Here is a 21,241-nt window from a genome sequence, read left to right on the forward strand (position 1 = left end):
CCCGGCGTCCTGTCCGGACGCACCTGACGGAACAGGAGGCGCGGTGCCAGCTGGCACCGCGCCTCCTGTCTGTCGCAGTCGCGACCAGGGCGCCTACGCGACCGCGTCCGCCGGCTCGCGCTTCTGCACCCGCTGCCCGACGACGGCGGAGACGCCGTCCTGCCGCATCGACACCCCGTACAGGGCGTCCGCGATCTCCATCGTGCGCTTCTGGTGCGTGATGACGATGAGCTGCGACGACTCGCGCAGGCGCTCGAACACGGTCAGCAGACGGCCGAGGTTGGCGTCGTCGAGCGCCGCCTCGACCTCGTCCATGATGTAGAACGGCGACGGCCTCGCGGTGAAGATCGCGACGAGGAGCGCCACCGCAGCCAGCGACCGCTCGCCGCCGGACAGCAGCGTCAGGCGGTCGATCTTCTTGCCGGCGGGCTTCACCTGCACGTCGATCCCGGTGCCCAGCAGGTCGGACGGATCGGTCAGGTTGATCGACCCCGATCCGCCCGGGAACAGGATCGGGAAGATGACGTCGAACGCTTCCTTCGTGTCGTTGAACGCGGACTCGAAGATCGTCTGCATCTTCGTGTCGAGCTCGTCGATGATCGTCAGCAGGTCCGTCCGGGTCTTCTGCAGGTCCTCGAGCTGCTCGGCGAGGAACGCGTGCCGCTGCTCGAGCGCCTGGAACTCCTCGAGCGCGAGCGGGTTCACCTTGCCGAGCTGCCCGAGGTCGCGCTCGGCGGCCTTGAGCCGGCGCTCCTGCTCGGCGCGGACGTAGGGGACGGTCTCGACGTCGGCGGGGTCGATCTCGTCGGTCGTGTCGAACTCGGGCAGGGCGGGGCCGCCGGGCAGGGTGGACGCAGGCTCGACGAGGGCCAGGTCGTCGGCCGGCTCGTCAGTGCCGTCGTCGGTGCTCATCTCGGCGTCTGCGTCTGCGTCTGCGTCTTCGTGCGCGTCCGCGCGGTCCGGCTCGGGCACGCCCGCGGCGTCGGCGGCGACGGCCGCCGCTGCGCGCTCCGCCTCGCGGTGCTTCCGCGCGAGCACCCGCGGGTCCACGAGCACGTCGACCGGCACCGGCACGTGCGGCCCGTACTCGGCCACCAGTACCGCCTCGGTCAGCCCGAGCTCGCTCTGCGCCCGGTCGAGGACGCCGGAGACGTGCAGCTTCTTCTCGTAGATCTCCATCTCGAGGGAGTGCACGCCGTCGGTGATGGTCTGCAGGCGGTCGCGGAGTTCACGTTCCTCGTTGCGGATCGTCTGCAGCTCGGTGTTGCGCTTCGACCGCTCGGCTTCCTCGGTCGCCAGCTGCACCCGCGCCTCGGCCAGCGAACGGTCGACCGCGCCGAGCACCCCGGGCAGGTCGGCGAGCACGGCTTCGGCGGTGCGGATCTGTCCGCGGCGGATCACCGCGAGCCGCGCGGCTTCCTCAGCGGCGGCACGCTCGGCCTCCAGCTGGCGTTCGAGCTGGTCGGCGCGGTTTCGTTCGGCGCGCACCCGCTCGCGCACGGTCTCGACCTGGATGCGCTGCTCGACCTCGGCGGCGCGCGCGGCCTCGAGCGCGTCCTGCAGCGCGGGGCGCTCGGACGCGTCGACCACGGGGCGGTCCTGCTCGGTGAAGGTCCGGTGGGCCGACTCGGCCTCGGCCAGCGCCGCCTCGGCGGTCTCGACGGCACCGTCGGTCTCCGCCAGCGCGGCGCGCAGCCGCTCGACCTCGGCCGCGGCGTTCTCCGCCTTCGCCCGCGTCGACGCACTCGTGCGGTCGTACTCGGCCTTCGCCCGCGTGTACGCCCGGGATGCCGCGTCGGCCTCGTCCGCACGACGGCGTGCGTCCTCGACGGCGCTGCGCGCGGCCTGGAGGCCCGTGGCGGCGTCCTCCGCGTCGGTCGCGATCGCGTCGCGTCGGGTCACGGCGTCGTCGCGCTCCGCGACGAGCTCGATACGCGAGGTCACGCGTTCCCCGCCGCCGGTCACGCGGACCGCACGGACGAGGTCGCCGGACCGCGTGACCACCGTGGCCTGCGGGGCGGCGGTGAGCACGGCCTCCAGGTCGAGGTCGTCGGTCTCCGCGACCAGCGTGTCGCGCAGGATCGACGCGAGCGCCGGCGGTCCCTGCACCAGGTCGGTGGCACGGCGGACGCCGGCCGGCAGGGTCGCGGGCAGAGCGGTGGAGACGGGCACGGCGTCCGCGACGACGACGTCGATCCGGCCGAGGTCAGCGGCACGGGCGTGGTCGACGGCGTCGAGCGCCACACCGCGGCCGTCGGCGAGCACGGCGTCGGCGAGGCCCTCGAGCGCGGTGGCGATCGCGGCCTCGAACCCGGGGGACACCGTCAGGCTGTCGGCCAGGCGACCGACGATGCCCGCGCGGCCGGCGTCGATCAGGGCCTGCGAGCCGTCACGGACCTCGATCGACATGCCGAGCGCGGTGACCCGGGCGTCCAGGGCGTCCCGCTCGCGTTCGAGGGCGTGCAGCCGGTCGCGCTGCTCGTCGCGCGCGCTCTGTGCCCGTTCGAGCTCGGCACGCGCCTGCTCGAGGGTCTGCGCGAGTGCGGCCTCGTCGACACCTTCGGACGGGTCGACCCCGAGTTCGGCGAGGGCCGCCGCAGCACGCTCGGCACGCTCCCCGGCCTCGGCGAGAGCCCGCTCCCGCCGTTCACGGTCGGCGACGGCGGAACCGCGCTTCGACCGCGCGACGTCAACGGCACTGGCGAGCCGCTGCGCCTCGAGGTCGTGCTGCGAGACCCGGGCGGCCTGCGCGGCGATCCGCTCGTCGAGGGCGTCGAGGGCGACCCGGGCGTCCTGCACGGCACGGGCCGTCGTCGCCGAGCCGCCCTGCATCTCGTCGGCACGGGCCGCGAGGCGATCGGCCTCGGCGCGGACCCCGTCCACCTGCTCCTGGGTGACGGTCGGGCCCTGCTGCGGGGCGTCGGCCTGCTGCGCCAGGAACATCAGGCGCTGGTTCGCCAGGCTCGACAGGCCGCGGAGGCGCTCCTGCACGCTCTCGAGCCGGTGCACGACGGTGCGGGCGCGGTCGACGTCGTCGCCGACCATGCTCTGCTCGACGTGCTGCTGGCGCACCCGGGTCTGGTCGAGCCGTTCGGTCAGGACGATGCGCTCGGACTTGCGGCCGGCCTCGACCTCCTGGTGGTCGTGCAGCTCGCGGCGCAGGCGCACCACGTCGTCGGCCAGGATGCGGGCCTTGGCGTCGCGGAAGACCGCGGCGACCGACTGGGCCTTGCGCGCGACCTCGGCCTGTCGCCCGAGGGGCTTCAGCTGCCGCCGGATCTCACCGGCCAGGTCGGACAAGCGGGTCAGGTTGGTCTGCATCGCGTCGAGCTTGCGGAGGGTCTTCTCCTTGCGGCGGCGGTGCTTCAGGATCCCCGCGGCCTCCTCGATGAAGCCGCGGCGGTCCTCCGGCGTGGCGTGCAGCACCTTGTCGAGCTGCCCCTGCCCGACGATCACGTGCATCTCACGGCCCAGGCCGGTGTCGCTCAGCAGCTCCTGCACGTCGAGCAGTCGGCAGTTCTCACCGTTGATGGCGTACTCGCTGCCGCCGTTGCGGAACAGCGTGCGCGCGATCGTCACCTCGGAGTACTCGATCGGCAGCAGGCCGTCGCTGTTGTCGATGGTCAGCAGCACCTGGGCGCGACCGAGCGGACCGCGGGTGGAGGTGCCGGCGAAGATGACGTCCTCCATCTTGCCGCCGCGCAGGGTCTTCGCCCCCTGCTCCCCCATCACCCAGGCCAGGGCGTCCACCACGTTCGACTTGCCGGAGCCGTTCGGGCCGACGATGCACGTCACGCCCGGCTCGAACGCGAACGTCGTCGGCTGCGCGAAGGACTTGAACCCCTTGATGGTCAGGCTCTTCAAGTACATGCGGTCTCCGGATGCTCAGGTTGGCGTCAGGCTAACGCGTGCGGGCACGGGGACGCGGTTGGCACACGGGACAGATGTGGCTCGACCGGTTCATGAAGGCCTCGCGGACGATCGTGGTGCCGCAGCGGGGGCACGGCTTGCCCTGCTGGCCGTAGACGTTCAGGCGCTGCGAGAAGTACCCGGACTGCCCGTTCACGTTGACGTACTGGGCGTCGAAGCTCGTGCCGCCGTCCTCGAGCGCCCGGCGCAGGATGGCGCGGACCTCGTCGAGCAGGCGTCGCAGGTCGGCGCGGGTGAGCCGGTCGGCGGCGCGGTCGTAGTGCAGCTTCGCCGCCCACAGCGACTCGTCGGCGTAGATGTTGCCGATGCCGCTCACGACACCCTGGTCGAGCAGCACCCGCTTGATGCCGCTCGAACGTTTCCGGGCCATCGCGGTGAACCGGTCGTCGTCGAACGCGGGGTCGAGCGGGTCACGGGCGATGTGCGACACCTGCCCGGGCACCCAGCGGCGCCACACGGCGTCGGGGTCGGTCGCGTCGACCTGCCCGCCGAACCCGGCGGGAGCTCCGTCGATCGTCGGCACCATCGCGTCGATCGCCATCGAACCGAACGTGCGCTGGTCGACGAACTCGAGCTCCACCGGGGGTTCCGGCGCACCCGAGCGGTCGGTGCCCGCGGGCTGCACGTCGATGAGGATCCGCCGGTGCTTCGCCGCCTGCCGACCACGGCCCAGCAGGATCTGCCCGCTCATGCCGAGGTGGGCGACGAGTGCCTCGGGGCGGTCCCCGTCGTGCTCGGGCTGCAGCGGCATCCAGAGGAACTTGCCCCGGCGGACGGCGGCGGCGATGGTGCGACCGGTCAGCCGGTCGGCGAAGTCCTCGGCGGGGCCGTCGTGCCGGGTCAGGGCACGGTCGTCGACCACGTCGACGTGCAGGACCCGCGCGCCGCTGACGGCGGGTTCGAGGCCAGCGCGGACGACCTCGACCTCGGGGAGTTCGGGCACGCGGTCAGGCCGCTCGACCGGACAGCCGCGTCCAGGCGTCGAGCGCGGCGGCCATCTCGGCTGCCTTCTTGCTCGACCCGGTGCCGGTGGCGATGTCCTCGCCCTGCAGGACGACCGTGGCCGTGAAGGTCTTGTCGTGGTCCGGGCCGGTCTCGGTGACGCGGTACGCCGGGTTGCCGAGCGAGCGGCTCGAGGCGAGCTCCTGCAGGCTCGTCTTCGGGTCCATCGCGGCGCCGAAGCGGTCCGGGTCGATCATGAGCGGCTCGACCAGACGGAGCACGAGCTCGGTGGCCGGGTCGGGGCCGGCCGACAGGTACGTCGCGCCGATCACGGCTTCGACCGTGTCGGCCAGGATCGACGACTTGTCGCGCCCACCGGTCTGTTCCTCGCCCTTGCCGAGGCGCAGGTAGCGGCCGAGCCCGATCATCCGGGCGATCTCGGCCAGCGCCACGGTCGACACCAGGCTCGCTCGACGCTTGGCGAGGTCACCTTCGTCGAGGTCGGGGAACGACCGGTAGAGCTTCACGGTCACGGCCTGGCCGAGGATCGAGTCCCCGAGGAACTCGAGGCGCTCGTTGTGCTTGATGCCCCCGTGCTCGTAGGCGTAGGAGCGGTGCGTCAGGGCGAGCTGGAGCAGCTCGAGATCGATGTCGACCCCGAGGATGCCCTGCAGACGAACGACGTCCGGCCCCGCGGGGCGAGACCCCGCAGCGCCGGACGTTGTCGTCATGCGTTCGGTCCGATCAGACGTCGGCGACCTTGCGGCCCTTGTACTCCATGTACAGGGGCGTGCCGGCCGAGTCCTCGACGACCTTCGCGCGGTGCGGGAGGCTGTAGGTGACCTGACCGTTCTCGATCGTCTTGACGAGCTGGATCGGCGTGGCCTTCCACTGCGAACGACGGGCGTGCGTGTTCGCACGGGACTGCTTGCGCTTGGGAACGGCCATGGTGAATCTCTTTCGGTTGGTCGGTGGTCGGAACGGGGGCTGGCGGTGTCGGGACCTACTCGGTCTCGGCCCGCTCCTCGCCCTCGGTGGTCTTCGGTGCGGTGGTGTCACCGTCGGTGGATCCTGCAGCACTGTCGTCGAGAGCGATCCCGCTGAGCGCTGCCCACCGGGGGTCGATCACCTGACGAGCGGGCTGCTCGCCGAGGTCGGCCAGACGCTCACCCGTCACCGGGTCGAGTCCTGGGCAGTCCGGTCGGCAGACCGGCTGGAACGGCAGCGACAGCACCACCGCATCTCGAACGACCTGTTCGGTGTCCACGTGGTCATCGCGAACGAAGAAGTCGAAATCCTCCGAGGCATCATACGCGAACAGCTCGGCGAAATCGACCTCGATCGGTTCGCTGATGTCGATGAGGCAGCGCGAGCACTCCCCCGCGGCGTCGGCTGAAGCGTGCCCGGACACGAGGACGCCCTCGTGCAGGCCTTCGAGCTTGACGTCGATCCGCAGTTCCGCACCCTGGCGAACGGCGATCAGACCGGCCCCCATCGCGTCGGGCACCTCGATGTCGAGCGAGTGCTCGCGCATCTCGCCCGGCCGGTGCGCGAGGTCGCGCACGCGCAGGGCGTAGGGGCTGTTCACGGGGGAAGACACGATCGACAAGCCTAGCGCGATCCAGGCCGAGAGTCGAGGTGGCGACAGGCGTGTCCGGACGCGGTGCCGCCCCGGGGACGCTCAGCGGGCCGCGAGGGCGTCCGCGACGCTCTTCGGCACGTAGGGCGTGACGTCGCCGCCGAGGGACGACACCTGGCGGATGAGCGAGCTCGACACGTGCGCCCGCGATGCCTCGGGCAGCAGGAACACCGTCTCGACGTCGGCCAGGTGGCGGTTCATGATGGCCATCGGGGTCTCGTACGCGACGTCCTCGCCGGACCGCACGCCCTTCACCAGGACCTTCGCGCCGACCTGCCGGCAGTAGTCGACCAGCAGGCCCGACGTCCATTCACCGACCGTGACCGTCCCGGGCGCGCCGACCTCGACCAGCGAGTCCCGGATGAGCCGGACCCGGTCGACCGCCTCGAACATCGCCGGCTTCTTGTCGGGGTTGTGCACCACGAGGACGTGCACCTCGTCGAAGAGCCCGGCCGCGCGGCCGATGACGTCGAGGTGCCCGAGGGTGACGGGGTCGAAGGAACCGGGGACCACCGCGATCTGCGCCATGGCAGCGACGATACCGCGCGCGCCGTCGTGCCCCCGGGTCAGTTCTTGCCGAGGAACGCCGCGTCGGACTCGTCGAGGCGCCGGGCGAGCGCGTCGCGGAGGGCCGGCGACCCCTCGAGCTCCGGGTCGGGTTCGAGTACCCGCTCGGCCTCTTCGCGCGCGTCGACGATGAGGTCCGCGTGCTCGACCACCCGGAGCAGGTTGAGCGAGGACCGCCCTCCGGACTGCCGTTCACCCAGGACGTCGCCTTCGCGTCGGAGCTCGAGGTCGATCCGGGCGAGCTCGAAGCCGTCGTCCGAGGCGGCCACCGCCTCGACGCGCTCACGCGAGGTGGTCTCGAGCTCGGCCGTGGTGACGAGCAGGCAGACACCGGCCCACTGCCCACGGCCGATGCGACCGCGCAGCTGGTGGAGCTGCGAGACACCGAACCGGTCGGCGTCGAGGACCGCCATCATCGCCGCGTTCGGCACGTCGACCCCGACCTCGATCACGGTCGTGGCCACGACGACGTCGAGGTCACCGGCGGCGAAGGACGTCATCACGCGGTCCTTCTCGTCGGCGGTCATCCGGCCGTGCAGGACCGCGATCGAGCGCCCCTCGAGCGCGGGCATGGTGCGCATCCGCTCGGCCGTGGCGAGGACGGTCGCAGGAGCGCGCTTCGGGGCGTCGGCCTCGGCCTCGGCGGGTTCCGGCTCCCCGTCGTCCTCGGTGTGGGCGTCGTCGATGGCTGGACAGACGACGAACGCCTGCCGGCCCTTCGCGAGTTCCTCGGCCATCCGCGACCAGATCCGGGGCTCCCAGCCGGGGTGCTCCGCGAGCGGGACGGTGAAGGTCTCGACGCCGGCACGCCCCGACGGCATGCCCGTGATGGTCGAGACGTCGAGGTCGCCGAACACGGTCATCGCGACGGTGCGCGGGATCGGTGTGGCCGTGAGCACGAGCACGTGCGGCGGGGTCGTGCCCTTGGTGCGGAGGGCCTCGCGCTGCTCGACGCCGAAGCGGTGCTGCTCGTCGACCACCACGAGTCCGAGCTCGGCGAAGTCCACCCGGTCGCCCAGGAGGGCGTGGGTGCCGACGACCAGCCGTGAGCTGCCCGACACCGCGGCGAGCAGGGCACGACGGCGTTCGTCGGTGGACTGCGACCCCGTCAGGATCACCGGTCGGAGTTCGGCCGCCAGGTCCGGACCGAGGAACTTCACGATGGACCGCAGGTGCTGCGCCGCAAGCACCTCGGTCGGGGCGATGAGCGCGGACTGCCCGCCGGACTCGGCCACGGTGAGCATGGCCCGGATCGCCACGAGGGTCTTGCCGGAACCGACCTCACCCTGGATCAGGCGGTGCATGGGCCAGGTACGGGCGAGGTCGTGGTCGATGTCGGCACCGACGGCACGCTGGTCGTCGGTCAGCGTGAAGGGCAGGGTGGCGTCGAAGCGTTCGAGGATGCCACCGGGAGCGGCCACGCGCGGCGTCGCCGCGGTGCGACGGGCCGCGATCCGGCGCTGCACCAGGGCGGTCTGCAGCACGAACGCCTCGCGGTAGCGCAGGGCGTCCTGCGCGCGCTTGAAGTCGGCGACCTTCTCGGGGCGGTGCAGCAGTTCGAGAGCCCGGCGGAACGGCACGAGGTCGAGCCGGGACCGCGCGGACGCGGGCACGGGGTCGGGCAGGTCCGGCAGGGTGTCGAGGACGATGCCGACGGACTTCGCGATCTGCCACGAGGTGAGCGAGGCCGTCGCCGGGTAGATCGGGATCGGCTGGCGCGACCACCGGATCGCTTCGTCGGAACCGGGGTCGGCGGTGGCCCGTGGGTCGTCCGGGTCGAACAGCTCGTAGTCCGGGTGGGCGAGCTGCCGGGCACCGCGGTAGTCGCTGACCTTGCCGGAGAAGATGCCGCGGGCGCCGGGCACGAGGTCCTTCGTGCGCCATCCCTGGTTGAAGAACGTCAGGGTGAGCAGCCCCTTGCCGTCACCGATCTTCGCTTCGAGGATGGAGCCACGACGCGCGCGCATGGTGCGTTCGCGGACGTCGACCACCTCGGCCACGATGGTGACCGGTTCGCCGATCGCGAGCGAGTCGAGGGCCGTCAGCGCACCACGCTCGGCGTACCGACGCGGCGCGTGCTCGAGGAACTCCCCCACCGTGCGGTAGCCGAAGGCCTTCTCGATCGCGGTCGCCGTCCGACCGCCGAGGACGTTCGCGAGCCGCGCGTCGAGCGGCGCCGGACCGAGGTCGGGCGCGGCCGGCGCAGCGGGGGTTCCGGAGGTGACCACGGTCCAACGGTACCGGGCACGACCGACCCCACCCGCGCCTCCCGAGTGGGCCTGTGGAGAACGCCGGAACGGACCCGCCGGGCCGATACGGTGGCTGCATGACCCGCATCATCGCCGGCGCCGCCGGCTCCCTGACGCTCCGCGTGCCGAAGTCCGGCACCCGGCCGACGAGCGACCGCGTGCGTGAGGCGCTGTTCTCGTCGCTCGAGGCGCGGGGACTGGTCGAGGACACGTCGGTGGCCGACCTGTACGCGGGCACGGGCGCGCTCGGACTCGAAGCGGCATCGCGCGGGGCCGTCGAGGTGGTCCTGGTGGACCGGGCGTCCGCAGCGGCGCAGGCGTGCCGGGCGAACGCGAAGGCGGTGCAGCAGCGGATCCCCGGTGTCCGGATCGACGTGCAGCCGCAGCCCGTGCTCGGGTACCTGCGCGGAACCGTCCGCACCTTCGACCTGGTGTTCATCGACCCGCCCTACGACGTCACGGAGCACGAGCTCGCCGAGGTGCTCGAGGCGCTGGCGCCGAAGCTGACTCCCGACGCCGTCGTCGTGGTCGAGCGGAGCAAGCGCTCCCCCGAACCCACCTGGCCGACGGGGCTCGCGCCGTTCAGCAAGCGCAGCTACGGCGAGACCGTCGCGTGGGAGGCCGTCGCCGCCGACTGAGGCGCGGTGCGCCTGTGCACGCGCTCTGCGACAGTGCACGTGTCGAACGACGCGTGTCCTGTCGCAACACGGTCGTGCACCGACCGGATCGGGTCAGCCGGCGGCGCCGTCCCAGTCGGCGTAGGGGTCCCAGCCGGTCGTCGGCACCGGGGAGCCGGCGCGCAACAGGTCTGCGTCGCCACGCTCCCGCACGACGCCGATGCGGCGGAAGCCCCCGGGCAGGACGACGTCGGCGGGGAACGTGGCGAGGAGTCCGTGGTCCTCGCCGCCGTGCAGCGCGGCGTCGTCGAGTTCGGCCTCGGCGTCGATCTCCAGCGTGACGCGGCTCGCGCGTGCCATCCGGCCGGCATCGATCGCCAGGCCGTCCGACAGGTCGAGCATCGCGGTGGCCCCCGTCTGCGCGGCGAGCGGGCCGTCGGCGATCGGCGGGACCGGGCGACGCTGCCGTCCGACGTCGGGGTCCGTGTCGGCGCCGCTCGTCACGGTCGCTGCGCGGTCCGGTTCGCCCCGGTCGTCCACGCCGTCGCGGAACAGCCGGGACAGCCCACGTGCGGCACGACCCGTCTCGCCGGACACCGCGAGCACGTCACCGACCCCGGCGCCCGACCGCAGCACGGGTGCGAGGCCGCGCAGGTCCCCGAAGGCGGTGACGGTGACCGTGAACGTGGCCGAGGTGGAGAGGTCCCCACCGACCACCCCGCACCCCGGCGCGAGCGCGTCGACGGCGAGCCGGAAGCCGTCGGCGATGCCCTCGAGGACCGCGACGGGGGTGTCCTGCGGCGCGGCCAGGGCGATCACGAGGCCACTCGGCACCGCACCCATCGCCCCGACGTCGGAGAGGTTCGTGGCGGCGGCCTTCCACCCGACGTCCGTCGGCGACGACCATGCCCACCGGAAGTCCGGACCGTGGACCATCATGTCGGTCGTGACGACGAACCGACCGTCGGGTGCTGCCACCACCGCGCAGTCGTCACCGGGGCCGAGGATCGGCGTCCCGGTCGGCAGGCGGCTCGTGATCCGGTCGAGGACGACGAGTTCGCCGAGCTCCCCCACCGTCGGTCCGGTCCAGGCGTCGTCCGTCGCGTCCACACGAGAACGGTAGCCTGGACGGCGATGGACACCGCGCGCCGCACCCCTCGAACCCTCGCGATCGTCGGGGTCGTGATCACCCTCGCCGCCGGGCTGACCGGGTGCACGAACGCCGTCTCGATGACCGCAGCGCCGTCGGCCGACGCCGCAGCGTGTGCCGCCGTGCAGGTCCGACTGCCCGCGACCGTGGGCTCCAAGTTCGACCTGCGGAACACGAACGCACAGGCCACGGCGGCCTGGGGCGACCCCGAGGTGGCGATCTACCACTGCGGCGTCGCCGTGCCCACCGTGTCCGACCTGCCGTGCTTCTCGCAGGGCGGCGTCGACTGGATCCGCGACGACCGCGGCGACCAGGTCGTCTTCACCACGTTCGGACGGTCGCCGGCCGTGCAGGTCGTCGTCGACTCGACGAAGACCACGTCGGTCGTGCAGGAGCTGTCCGACGCCGTGTCGTCGCTGCCGAAGGACGGACACGAGTGCCTCGACCCGGCGGACGTGCAGGGCTGACCGACCTGGTCAGCGGACGGCGGCGCGACCCAGTTCGATGAGCTCGGTGACCAGCTCGCCGTAGGACACGCCCGACGCCGCCCAGCAGCGCGGGTACATCGACAGCGGCGTGAAGCCCGGCATCGTGTTGACCTCGTTCACGACGAAGCCGTCGTCGGTCAGGAAGCAGTCGACACGGGCCAGGCCCGAACCGCCGATGGCCTCGAACGCGCGCGCGCCGATCGAGCGGATCTCGTCGGTCTGCGCCTCGGTCAGCGGGGCCGGGCAGAGCAGCGACTCGTCGCCGCCCAGGTACTTCGAGGCGAAGTCGTAGAAGCCGTCCTCGGCCACCACGATCTCGCCGGGCAGGCTCGTCCGCGGCGCACCGTCGCGCCCCTCGAGCACGGCCACCTCGACCTCGCGGCCGATCACCCGCGGCTCGATGATGACCTTGGAGTCGTGCTCGAACGCCAGGTCCATGGCGGCACCCAGCTGCGAGGGGTCGTCGACGCGTGAGACGCCCATGCTCGATCCCGCTCGGGCCGGCTTGACGAACAGCGGCCAGCCGTGTGCGGCGACCGTCTCGGCGACGTCGACCGGGTCGGCCGCCCACTGCCGGCGGAGCACTGTTGTCCACGGGGCGACCCGCAGCCCGGCGTGCTCGAGCACGGCCTTGGCGACGTGCTTGTCCATGGCCAGGGCGCTCGCGAGCACGCCGTCGCCGACGTAGGGCAGCCCGGCGATCTCGAGCAGGCCCTGGATCGTGCCGTCCTCTCCGAAGGGGCCGTGCAGGATCGGGAACACCACGTCGACCGGGATCGCGGTGACGGTGCCGTCGGGGTGCGACACGACGAGTTCGTTCGTGGCCGGGGACGTCGGGAACGCGATCCGCGTGCCGTTGTCGGGCACGGTCGGCAGCGCGCCGTCGCGGATCGTCCACTGCGCCGGGTCGTCGGACTGCAGCGTGAAGGCACCGTCCTGGGTGATCCCGATCGGCACCAGGTCGTACTCGGACCGGTCGACGACGTCCATGATGCCGCCTGCGGTCACGCAGCTGATCTCGTGCTCGCTCGATCGACCGCCGAAGAGCACGGCGACGGTGGTCCTGGGCATGGGGGTTCCCTCGGGGATCGTGGGCACGGGAGTCCCTTCGTGACTCGGTGCGGGACCGGTCACTCGCCCTGCGGCTCGTCGGTCTCGGTGAGGTGCGGCGCGATGTTGCGCGGATCGAGCCTACCGGCGAGGACCTCGCCGACCTGGCTGACGATGGGCATGTCGACACCGTTCGCCGCGGCCAGCTCGAGGATCGGGGCGACCGAGGCCAGCCCCTCCGCCGTCTGGTTCATCTGGCGGACGACCTCGTCGAACCGGTAGCCCTGACCGAGCAGCCGCCCGGCGGTGTTGTTCCGCGACAGCGGCGACTGGCACGTGGCGATGAGGTCGCCGAGGCCCGCGAGCCCGGACAGCGTGGACGACTGCGCACCGAGCGACACCGCGAAGTCGGTCATCTCGGCCAGGCCGCGGGTGATGATCGAGGCCTTGGTGTTCTCGCCGTAGCCGACCCCGTCGACGATGCCGATCGCGACGGCGATGAGGTTCTTCAGCACGCCGCCGAACTCGGTGCCGATGACGTCGGTGTTGATGAACGACCGGAAGTACGGGTTCGTCGCGACGGCGGCGACGTCGGTGGCGGTCTCCAGCGAGGACGACGACACCACGGCGGCGGTCGGCTGCCGGCGGGCGATCTCGAGCGCCAGGTTCGGGCCGCTGGCCACGGCGATGCGGTCCTGGTCGATGCCGAGGCCCTGCAGCAGGACCTCGCTCATCCGCAGCCCCGTGCTCTTCTCGACGCCCTTCATCAGGCTGACGACCGGCACGTCGGCGGGCAGCAGCTCGCGGATCGCGGCGAGGTTGGAGCGCAGGGTCTGCGAGGGCACCGAGACGTACACCTGCGAGGCACCGTCGAGCACGCGCTCGAGGGACGTCGAGGCGGTCAGCGTGCGCGGCAGGTTGATGCCGGGCAGGTAGTCCGAGTTGCGCTTGGTCTCGGTGATCTCGCGGGCGACCTCGGGGCGCCGGGCCCACACCACGGTGGACGCACCGCCCTCGGCCAGCACCTTCGCGAACGTGGTGCCCCAGCTGCCGGCACCGATGACGGCCACCCGGGGCTTGTCGGTCGACTGCATGACCACCCGGATCGCAGCGGTGTCGAAGGCCCCGGGAGCCGCCGCAGCGGGGTCGGGTCGGTCGTCGTGGGGGCGGAGGTCACTCAAACCGGCCGGTCTCCTTCTGGTTGTTCGCCGCCGGGTCCCAGCGGGTCGCGGGTGCCCGTTCACCACGGAGCACCTCGAGCAGCGCGGTGATCTCGCGCATGACGAGTTCGGTGGCCTCGCCGAGCATCTGCTGGTCGATCGGCCGACCGCGGTACGCCGACAGGTCGACCGGGTCGCCGATGATCACGTCGACGCGCGACGGCGGGAACAGCCGGAGCTTCTTGCCGTACCGCGCCATGATGTTCTGCGTGCCCCAGTGGGCCATCGGGATGATCGGGACGTCGTTCTCGAGCGCGATCCGGACCGCGCCCGTCTTGCCGCGCATCGGCCACAGGTCCGGGTCGCGCGTGAGCGTGCCCTCGGGGTAGACGATGATCGCCCCGCCCTGCTCGACGAGCGACCGGCCGCCGCCGAGCGGGTCGCTCAGACGCGTCCGGCCGGAGCGTTCGACCGGGATCTGCCCCATGCCGGACATGAGCTTGCCGACCACGGGGACCGTGAACAGCGACGCCTTCGCCAGGAACCGCGGCGCCCGCTTCGAGATGTACACGGCGGTGCCCACGACCAGCGGGTCGATGTTCGTGAAGTGGTTCGGCGCGAGCACGAACGCGCCCTCGGCCGGCAGGCGGTTCGGGCCGTGCCAGTGGTAGCGCGCCGAGAACCGGAACGTCGGGATGACGATGGAGGCGACGATGCGGAACGCGGTGTTCAGCTCGCCGCGGCGCCACCGGCGCCCACGCACGGGGATGCCGGTCGCGACCTGCGCGTCGGAGCCGCCACGGGCCTCCAGACCGTCGCCCTTGCCTTCAGCCCGCACGGTGCCTACCCAGCGAAGTCGAAGTCGGCGCCGAGCTTGCGCAGCTTCGGGATGAAGTGCTCGTAGCCGCGGCTGATGATGCCGACGTTGGTGATGTGCGACTCGCCCTCGGCGGTCAGCGCCGCGATGAGGTGGCTGAAGCCACCGCGCAGGTCGGGGACGCGGACGTTCGCGGCGTGCAGCTTCGTGGGCCCGGTGACGACGGCAGCCTGCTCGAACGGTCGGCGGGCGACACGGCGGTCGTGGCCGGGGAGCCCCTCCTTGTGCACGACGATGTCGGCACCCATCTCGTTCAGGGCGTCGGTGAAGCCGAAGCGGTTCTCGTAGACGGTCTCGTGCACGATGCTCTGGCCGTCGGCCTGCGTCAGCGCGACGACGAGCGGCTGCTGCCAGTCCGTCATGAAGCCGGGGTGCACGTCGGTCTCGATGACCACGGGCTTCAGGGTGTCCAGCTCGCGGTAGAACCGGATGCCGTCCTCCTGGATGTCGAACCCGCCGCCGACCTTGCGGAAGACGTTGAGGAACGTCATGAGCTCCTGCTGGTTCGCACCCTCGACGAAGATGTCGCCGTTGGTGGCGAGCGCTGCAGAGGCCCAGCTCGCGGCCTCGTTGCGGTCGTTGATCGCACGGTGCGTGTAGCCGCGGAGCGACTCGACACCCTCGATGAAGATGACGCGGTTCGGCTCGACCGAGACGATGGCGCCCATCTTCTGCAGGATCGCGATGAGGTCCATGATCTCGGGCTCGATCGCGGCGTTCCGCAGCTCCGTGACGCCCTTGGCGAGGGTCGCCGAGAGCAGGACCTGCTCGGTGGCGCCGACGCTCGGGTACGGCAGCTCGATGGAGGCGCCGGTCAGGCCGTCCGGGGCCGTCAGGTGGATGCCGTTGACCTGCTTGTCGACGACCGCGCCCATGGCACGGAGGGCGTCGAGGTGGAAGTCGATCGGGCGGTCGCCGATGCGGCAGCCGCCGAGGTCGGGGATGAACGCCTCGCCGAGCTTGTGCAGCAGCGGGCCGCAGAACAGGATCGGGATGCGGCTCGAGCCGGCGTGGGCGTCGATCTCGGCGAAGTGCGCCGACTCGACGCGCGACGGGTCGAGGATGAGCTCGCCTCGTGCCGGATCGGTGATGCGCACGCCGTGCACCTCGAGCAGCCCGCGGACCACCTTGACGTCGGAGATGTCCGGCACGTCACGGAGGATCGACGGGGTGTCACCGAGCAGCGACGCCACCATGGCCTTGGTCGCGAGGTTCTTCGCCCCACGGACCTCGATGCGCCCCACGAGGGGCTTGCCCCCGCGGATGACGATCTCGTCCGACGTGAGGCCCACGCGCGCCCCTGCGGCCGCTGCGTCCTGTACGAGAGAGTTCACTACTTCACCGGCAATGTCTTCGGCCGCCAACTGGAGCGGCGGGATTCGAACTCCGTGATCGAGGTCTCGTCACGGAGGGTGAGCCCGATGTCGTCGAGCCCTTCCATCAACCGCCAACGAGTGTAAGCGTCGATCTCGAAGGGGACGTCCACATCCCCCAGCGACACGCGCTGCGTCACGAGGTCGACCGTCGCCTCGACGCCCGGGTTCGCCTCGATGACGGCCCACAGCCGCTCGACTTCCGGTTCGGTCACGATCGCGGTGACCAGGCCCTGCTTGCCGGCGTTGCCCCGGAAGATGTCCGCGAACCGGGGCGAGATCACGACCGAGAAGCCGAAGTCACGGAGCGCCCAGACGGCGTGCTCGCGGGACGACCCCGTGCCGAAGTCGGGGCCGGCGATCAGGACGCGGGCGCCCTGGTAGCGCTCCTGGTTCAGGACGAAGTCGGGGTCCTGGCGCCACCCGGAGAACAGGGCGTCCTCGAAGCCGGTCTTCGTGACGCGCTTCAGGTAGACCGCGGGGATGATCTGGTCGGTGTCGACGTTGGACCGCTTGAGCGGGGCCGCGATGCCGGTGACGGTGGTGATCTTGTCCATCAGAAGGTCCCCTCGGTGGCGGTGGCGGACGTCGCCGCCGCGATCTCGTCGTCGGTCTCCAGGTCCCACGGGCTCGACAGCGTGCCGCGCACCGCGGTGGCCGCGGCGACGAGCGGCGACACCAGGTGCGTACGGCCGCCCTTGCCCTGGCGCCCCTCGAAGTTGCGGTTCGAGGTGCTCGCGCAGCGCTCCCCCGGTGCCAGCTGGTCCGGGTTCATGCCGAGGCACATCGAGCAGCCGGCGAACCGCCACTCGGCGCCGAACTCGGTGAACACCTTGTCGAGTCCCTCGGCTTCGGCCTCGAGCCGGACGCGGGCGGAGCCGGGCACGACCATCACCCGGACGCCGTCGGCCTTGGTGCGGCCCTTGATGATCGACGCGAAGGCCCGCAGGTCCTCGATGCGCGAGTTCGTGCAGGACCCCATGAACACCGCGTCGACGGCGATGTCCTTCATCGGGGTGCCGGCGGTGATGTCCATGTACTCCAGGGCTCGGCGTGCTGCGGCCTGGTCGTTGGGGTCGCTGTAGCTCGACGGGTCCGGCACGTTCTCGGACAGCGAGACGCCCTGGCCGGGGTTCGTGCCCCAGGTGACGAAGGGCTCGAGGTCGTCGGCGTCGATGAACACCTCGGCGTCGAACACGGCGTCGTCGTCGGTGGCGAGGGTCTCCCAGTAGGCGACGGCGTCGTCCCAGTCCGCACCGGTCGGGGCGTGGTCGCGGCCCTGCACGTAGTCGTAGGTCGTCTGGTCGGGGGCGACCATGCCGGCGCGGGCACCGGCCTCGATCGACATGTTGCAGATCGTCATGCGCCCCTCCATCGAGAGCGCGCGGATCGCGGAGCCGCGGTACTCGAGCACGTAGCCCTGGCCGCCGCCGGTGCCGATCTTCGCGATGACGGCCAGGATGATGTCCTTCGCCGTCACCCCGGGGCGCAGCGTGCCCTCGACCGTGATCGCCATCGTCTTGAACGGCTTGAGCGGCAGGGTCTGCGTGGCGAGGACGTGCTCGACCTCGGACGTGCCGATGCCGAAGGCCATCGCGCCGAAGGCCCCGTGGGTGCTGGTGTGCGAGTCGCCGCAGACCACGGTGATGCCGGGCATGGTGAGGCCGAGCTGCGGGCCGACCACGTGGACGATGCCCTGCTCCTTGTCACCCAGGGAGTGCAGGCGGACGCCGAACTCCTCGCAGTTGCGACGGAGGGTCTCGATCTGGATCCGGCTCGTCGGGTCCGCGATGGGGCGGTCGATGGCGAGCGTGGGGGTGTTGTGGTCCTCGGTCGCGATCGTCAGGTCGAGGCGACGGACCGGCCGACCGGCCTGCCGCAGGCCGTCGAACGCCTGCGGACTCGTCACCTCGTGCACGAGGTGGAGGTCGATGTAGAGGAGGTCGGGGTTGCCGTCCTCACCCTTGACCACGACGTGGTCGTCCCACACCTTCTCGGCGAGCGTCTTTCCCATGAGCCCGGCCCTCCTCGTCCTCGTCGTTGCGCCGCGACCGCGGCACGATCAGGCGACTCTACCATTGGTATACCAACGCGCGGCACCCCGCCCGTGGCGGGCCCGTCACCCCGCCGTCGCACGCCCGTCACCCCGTGACGGCGCGGCCTGGAGGCCCGAGGCGACTCCCCGACACCTGTCGCGGTGGGAAGATGGGGACGACATGACGACACCTGCGCACTCGACCCGGACCATCAACCTCGAGGGCGCGGCCCGCGCCGCGATCGCCGGTGGCGCACCGCTCGCGCTGCTCATCGCCCTCGGGATGCCCGGGTACGCCGCCTTCGCCATGTTCGCCGGGTTCACCGCCATCTTCGGTGCGACCGAGCCCTACCGGCAGCGTGCCGTCACCACCGGCGTCGCGGGTGCACTGCAGACGCTCTGCATGTTCGCCGGCATCGGGGTCGGGCTCGTCGGGTCGCCGCTCTGGCTGCAGGCCGTGGGTCTCGTCGTCGTCCTGGTGGTCGCGGTCTGCACCCTCTCCGCGCTCCGGGCGATCCCCGCTCAGCCGATCTTCCCGGTGTTCGCGTTCGTCGTGTCCGCACTCGTCCCGATGCGTCCGGCGGACGTCCCGCTCGTCGCGACGATCATCGTGTGCTCGGTGGTCTGGGCCTGGCTCGTCGCGATGTCCGGTTCGGTGCTCCGCCGGGTGCTCCACCCGCACGCCCCGCACCGGTTCCGCCCGCTGGCCGACCGCAAGCACCGCTCGCTCGCGGTCCTCGGGACCCCGGCCCTGTGGGAGACCGTCGCGCTCAACGTCGTCGGGTCACTCGTCGCCGGTGCGGTCGCGGAGTCGATCCCCGGACTCGGCCACCCGTACTGGGCCGTCATCGCGGTGGTGTCGACGCTGCCGGCGATCCGGCAGCGGCACACCGTCGTCCGCGCCGGGCAGCGTGTGGTCGGCACGATCGGGGGCACCGTGGTCGCGGTCGGCGTCCTGCTGCTCGAACCGTCGGCGTGGTGGATCGTCGTGCTGGCCGTCGTCGGGCAGTTCTTCGCCGAGATCTTCGTCGCCCGGAACTACGCCGTGTGCCTGCTGTTCCTCACCCCGCTTGCGTTGGCGGTCTCGTGGCTGAGCCTGCCCGAGGCGCCCCAGCTGCTCGCGCTCGACCGGATCGCGCAGACCGTGCTCGGTGCCGTGGTCAGCGTGGGGCTGCTGCTCGTCGGGCGTGCGATCGAGCGCCGGCGCGGCCGTGCCCTCGGTGCGACGAGCGCGATCCGCACGGTCTGACGCACCCGGTCGTTCCGGGCGTTCCTGGTCATTCCTTCCGACCAGGGATGCCCGATTCCGCCTGCCATCGCGCGTGACAGGGGAAGGAACGGGCGCGGACGACGGACGGGAGGCCCGTGGCGGGGCCGCCACGGGCCTCCCGTCCGTCCGTGGTCACGACCACCGCGCCCTGCGAAAGCGACAGATCGCTGCGGAACAACCGCTGAAGTCTGTCGCCCTCGCGGACGGGACCGCACCGGGTGCCGCGGGTCTGTCGCTTTCGTGAGCACCGCACGCCCCACCAGCGCGTCAGTCGCGCGGCTGGATGTTCCAGGCGTCGATGACGGGGCGGCCGTGCTCGTAGCCCAGGACGCTGACCGAGGCGGTGCCGAGCTTCAGCACGGCACCGTCCTGCGGTGCGAGCCGGATCCACGCGGCGCCGAGCGCCCGCAGCACGTGGCCGTGCGCGATGAACACGGCGTCGTGGCCCTCGGCGAGCACCGGACGGGCACGGTTCAGGATGCGCTCGACGCGGACCCGGACCTCGGCGGCGTTCTCACCGGGGGTGTCGCCGGCGGGGACGCCGTCGGTCCACAGGTCCCACGGTCCGTGGCGCAGCACCTTGATCTGCGGGGTGGTGAGGCCCTCGTACGCGCCGTAGTCCCACTCGTACAGGTCCTCGTCGAGCTCCGGCTCGACGCCGATCAGGTGTGCGGTGTCGCGGGCGCGCTGCAGCGGGCTCGACAGCGCCAGCGCGAACGACCGGTCCCCGAGGTACCGGCCTGCGCGCTTCGCCTGCTCGACGCCGTTGTCGGTGAGCGGGATGTCGGTGCGGCCGGTGTGTTGCCCGCTCTTCGACCACTCCGTCTCTCCGTGACGGACGAGGACGAGTTCGCCGGGGCGTTCCGAGGTCATGAGTTCCTTCCGATCCAGAGGCCGAGCGCAGCTGCGCCGACCGAGACGACGAGCATCCCGAGGCCGTTCAGGACGGCGAGCCGGGTCTTGCCGGATCGGAGGAGCTGTACGGTCTCGACGCTCGCCGTCGAGAACGTCGTGTACCCACCCATCATGCCCGTCCCGAGCACCGCGACCGTCGAGGCGGGGATGGTGCCGGCCTGTCCGAGGCCCGTCAGCACGCCGAGCAGGAGCGACCCGGAAACGTTGATGAGCAGCGTGCCGACCGGGAACCCGACGAACCGCGAACGGGCCACGCGGCCCTTGACGAGCCCGTCGAGCACGAAGCGAAGCGCAGCGCCTGCTCCCCCGCCGACCGCGACGAGGAGCAGTTCGACGGGGCTCATCGGGCGTCCTGCAGCGGTTCGGGGCGGGTGCGGGGCCGGGTGGCCGCGGCGACCCAGAGACCGAGGACGACCGCGGCGAGTCCGAGCACGACCGACAGCAGGGCGTACCCGCTGCCGGCCGTCCACCGGCCGAGGTCGAGCAGCTGCGCGGTGTCGTCCGCGAGCGTGCTGTAGGTCGTGAAGCCGCCCAGGACGCCGGTGCCGACGAACAGCCGGGCCGCACGACGACGACCGACGTCGGCGCCGCGGCGTGCGAGCGCGTCGAGCAGGAACCCGAGGCAGAACGCCCCGACGACGTTGATCGCCAGGATGGTCCAGCTGATGCCGTCGTGGGCGGGGAACGCCGCAGCGAGCAGTGCGCGGACGGTGGTCCCGATCGCGCCGCCGAGGGCGACCAGGGTGACGAAGCCCCATCGCAGGTGTGGTGGGCGCTCATCGGTCATCGGTTCTCCTATCGCCGAGCACGCCGGATCGTCTCCGCGCGTGCGGTGTTCGGGATAGGGACCGTTGGCGGCTGGTGCGCGGTTGGGTCCGGCAGGCCCCACTGCCGGGTCTGGCGACGTCGACAGCGTACCGCCCCACCCGCGGCGCCCGCGATCGCCCGCACCTGGACGGTCTGTGGATGCGCACATGTG

20 protein-coding genes are annotated in these 21,241 nt (G+C 71.8%); 3 read left to right on the plus strand and 17 right to left on the minus strand.

All coding sequences use genetic code 11. The annotated features are described in order from the left end of the window. Positions 1-93 precede the first annotated feature (93 nt). The 7 genes from ASF75_RS04395 to ASF75_RS04425 all read right to left on the minus strand — a co-directional run bounded on the left by ASF75_RS04395 (position 94) and on the right by ASF75_RS04425 (position 9,306). On the minus strand, positions 94-3,870 hold the full coding sequence (locus ASF75_RS04395; RefSeq protein WP_056068974.1) for an AAA family ATPase: 3,777 nt from the start codon (positions 3,868-3,870) through the stop codon (positions 94-96). 31 nt (positions 3,871-3,901) lie between these two features. Beyond that, a complete protein-coding gene (gene mutM, locus ASF75_RS04400) occupies positions 3,902-4,873 on the minus strand; it encodes a bifunctional DNA-formamidopyrimidine glycosylase/DNA-(apurinic or apyrimidinic site) lyase (protein WP_056068976.1) in 972 nt (323 codons plus the stop codon). Between the two features lie 4 nt (positions 4,874-4,877). Then, entirely contained in the window at positions 4,878-5,603 is a 726-nt protein-coding gene (gene rnc, locus ASF75_RS04405; protein WP_017888272.1) for a ribonuclease III, read from the minus strand. Between the two features lie 13 nt (positions 5,604-5,616). Beyond that, positions 5,617-5,820, minus strand: a complete 204-nt coding sequence (gene rpmF, locus ASF75_RS04410; RefSeq protein ID WP_017888273.1) for a 50S ribosomal protein L32 — start codon at positions 5,818-5,820, stop codon at positions 5,617-5,619. A gap of 55 nt (positions 5,821-5,875) precedes the next feature. After that, positions 5,876-6,460, minus strand: a complete 585-nt coding sequence (locus tag ASF75_RS04415) for a YceD family protein (RefSeq protein ID WP_017888274.1) — start codon at positions 6,458-6,460, stop codon at positions 5,876-5,878. Positions 6,461-6,553: 93 nt separating this feature from the next. Next, the gene (gene coaD / locus ASF75_RS04420) at positions 6,554-7,039 is read right to left on the minus strand and encodes a pantetheine-phosphate adenylyltransferase (RefSeq protein ID WP_056068978.1); all 486 of its coding nucleotides are present in this window, start codon (positions 7,037-7,039) and stop codon (positions 6,554-6,556) included. Positions 7,040-7,077: 38 nt separating this feature from the next. Beyond that, complete coding sequence (locus ASF75_RS04425; protein ID WP_056068980.1) at positions 7,078-9,306, minus strand: ATP-dependent DNA helicase RecG; 2,229 nt, start codon at positions 9,304-9,306, stop codon at positions 7,078-7,080. Between the two features lie 98 nt (positions 9,307-9,404). On the opposite strand from ASF75_RS04425, the gene ASF75_RS04430 reads away from it, so the two are divergent. Beyond that, entirely contained in the window at positions 9,405-9,965 is a 561-nt protein-coding gene (locus tag ASF75_RS04430) for an RsmD family RNA methyltransferase (protein WP_017887148.1), read from the plus strand. Between the two features lie 93 nt (positions 9,966-10,058). On the opposite strand, the gene thiL is transcribed toward ASF75_RS04430, so the two are convergent. Further along, entirely contained in the window at positions 10,059-11,054 is a 996-nt protein-coding gene (gene thiL, locus ASF75_RS04435) for a thiamine-phosphate kinase (RefSeq protein WP_056068982.1), read from the minus strand. 24 nt (positions 11,055-11,078) lie between these two features. Here thiL and ASF75_RS04440 point away from each other — a divergent pair, with 24 nt between their 5' ends. Continuing rightward, on the plus strand, positions 11,079-11,561 hold the full coding sequence (locus tag ASF75_RS04440; RefSeq protein ID WP_017887146.1) for a DUF3515 family protein: 483 nt from the start codon (positions 11,079-11,081) through the stop codon (positions 11,559-11,561). A gap of 9 nt (positions 11,562-11,570) precedes the next feature. On the opposite strand, the gene ASF75_RS04445 is transcribed toward ASF75_RS04440, so the two are convergent. From ASF75_RS04445 to leuC, 6 genes are all read right to left on the minus strand, one after another. Continuing rightward, on the minus strand, positions 11,571-12,653 hold the full coding sequence (locus ASF75_RS04445) for a D-alanine--D-alanine ligase family protein (RefSeq protein WP_017887145.1): 1,083 nt from the start codon (positions 12,651-12,653) through the stop codon (positions 11,571-11,573). A gap of 59 nt (positions 12,654-12,712) precedes the next feature. Beyond that, on the minus strand, positions 12,713-13,726 hold the full coding sequence (locus tag ASF75_RS04450; RefSeq protein WP_031259730.1) for an NAD(P)H-dependent glycerol-3-phosphate dehydrogenase: 1,014 nt from the start codon (positions 13,724-13,726) through the stop codon (positions 12,713-12,715). Positions 13,727-13,805: 79 nt separating this feature from the next. After that, complete coding sequence (locus ASF75_RS04455; protein WP_017887143.1) at positions 13,806-14,630, minus strand: lysophospholipid acyltransferase family protein; 825 nt, start codon at positions 14,628-14,630, stop codon at positions 13,806-13,808. A 5-nt stretch (positions 14,631-14,635) separates the two neighbouring features. Then, a complete protein-coding gene (murA, locus tag ASF75_RS04460) occupies positions 14,636-16,003 on the minus strand; it encodes a UDP-N-acetylglucosamine 1-carboxyvinyltransferase (protein WP_031259726.1) in 1,368 nt (455 codons plus the stop codon). Then, entirely contained in the window at positions 16,003-16,599 is a 597-nt protein-coding gene (gene leuD / locus ASF75_RS04465) for a 3-isopropylmalate dehydratase small subunit (protein ID WP_017887141.1), read from the minus strand. Before leuD ends, murA begins: the two co-directional genes overlap by 1 nt. After that, on the minus strand, positions 16,599-18,056 hold the full coding sequence (gene leuC / locus ASF75_RS04470; RefSeq protein ID WP_056068985.1) for a 3-isopropylmalate dehydratase large subunit: 1,458 nt from the start codon (positions 18,054-18,056) through the stop codon (positions 16,599-16,601). The genes leuD and leuC overlap by 1 nt, the downstream gene beginning before the upstream one ends. A gap of 202 nt (positions 18,057-18,258) precedes the next feature. Here leuC and ASF75_RS04475 point away from each other — a divergent pair, with 202 nt between their 5' ends. Beyond that, positions 18,259-19,326, plus strand: coding sequence for an FUSC family protein (locus ASF75_RS04475; protein WP_056068988.1), 1,068 nt, complete (start codon positions 18,259-18,261; stop codon positions 19,324-19,326). A gap of 288 nt (positions 19,327-19,614) precedes the next feature. Here the strand turns inward: ASF75_RS04475 and ASF75_RS04480 are convergent, their stop codons facing one another. From ASF75_RS04480 to ASF75_RS04490, 3 genes are read right to left on the minus strand one after another with little or no spacing between them, the layout of a single operon-like run. Continuing rightward, positions 19,615-20,220 (minus strand): histidine phosphatase family protein, encoded by a 606-nt coding sequence (locus ASF75_RS04480; RefSeq protein WP_017887138.1) that lies wholly within the window; start codon positions 20,218-20,220, stop codon positions 19,615-19,617. After that, positions 20,217-20,606 carry a fluoride efflux transporter CrcB gene (gene crcB / locus ASF75_RS04485; RefSeq protein WP_056068991.1) on the minus strand — a complete coding sequence of 130 codons (390 nt, stop codon included), beginning with the start codon at positions 20,604-20,606 and terminating at the stop codon, positions 20,217-20,219. Before crcB ends, ASF75_RS04480 begins: the two co-directional genes overlap by 4 nt. Continuing rightward, positions 20,603-21,049, minus strand: a complete 447-nt coding sequence (locus ASF75_RS04490; protein ID WP_056068994.1) for a fluoride efflux transporter FluC — start codon at positions 21,047-21,049, stop codon at positions 20,603-20,605. The genes crcB and ASF75_RS04490 overlap by 4 nt, the downstream gene beginning before the upstream one ends. Positions 21,050-21,241 lie beyond the last annotated feature (192 nt).

The organism is Curtobacterium sp. Leaf154, assembly GCF_001424595.1.
GTDB lineage: Bacteria > Actinomycetota > Actinomycetes > Actinomycetales > Microbacteriaceae > Curtobacterium > Curtobacterium poinsettiae.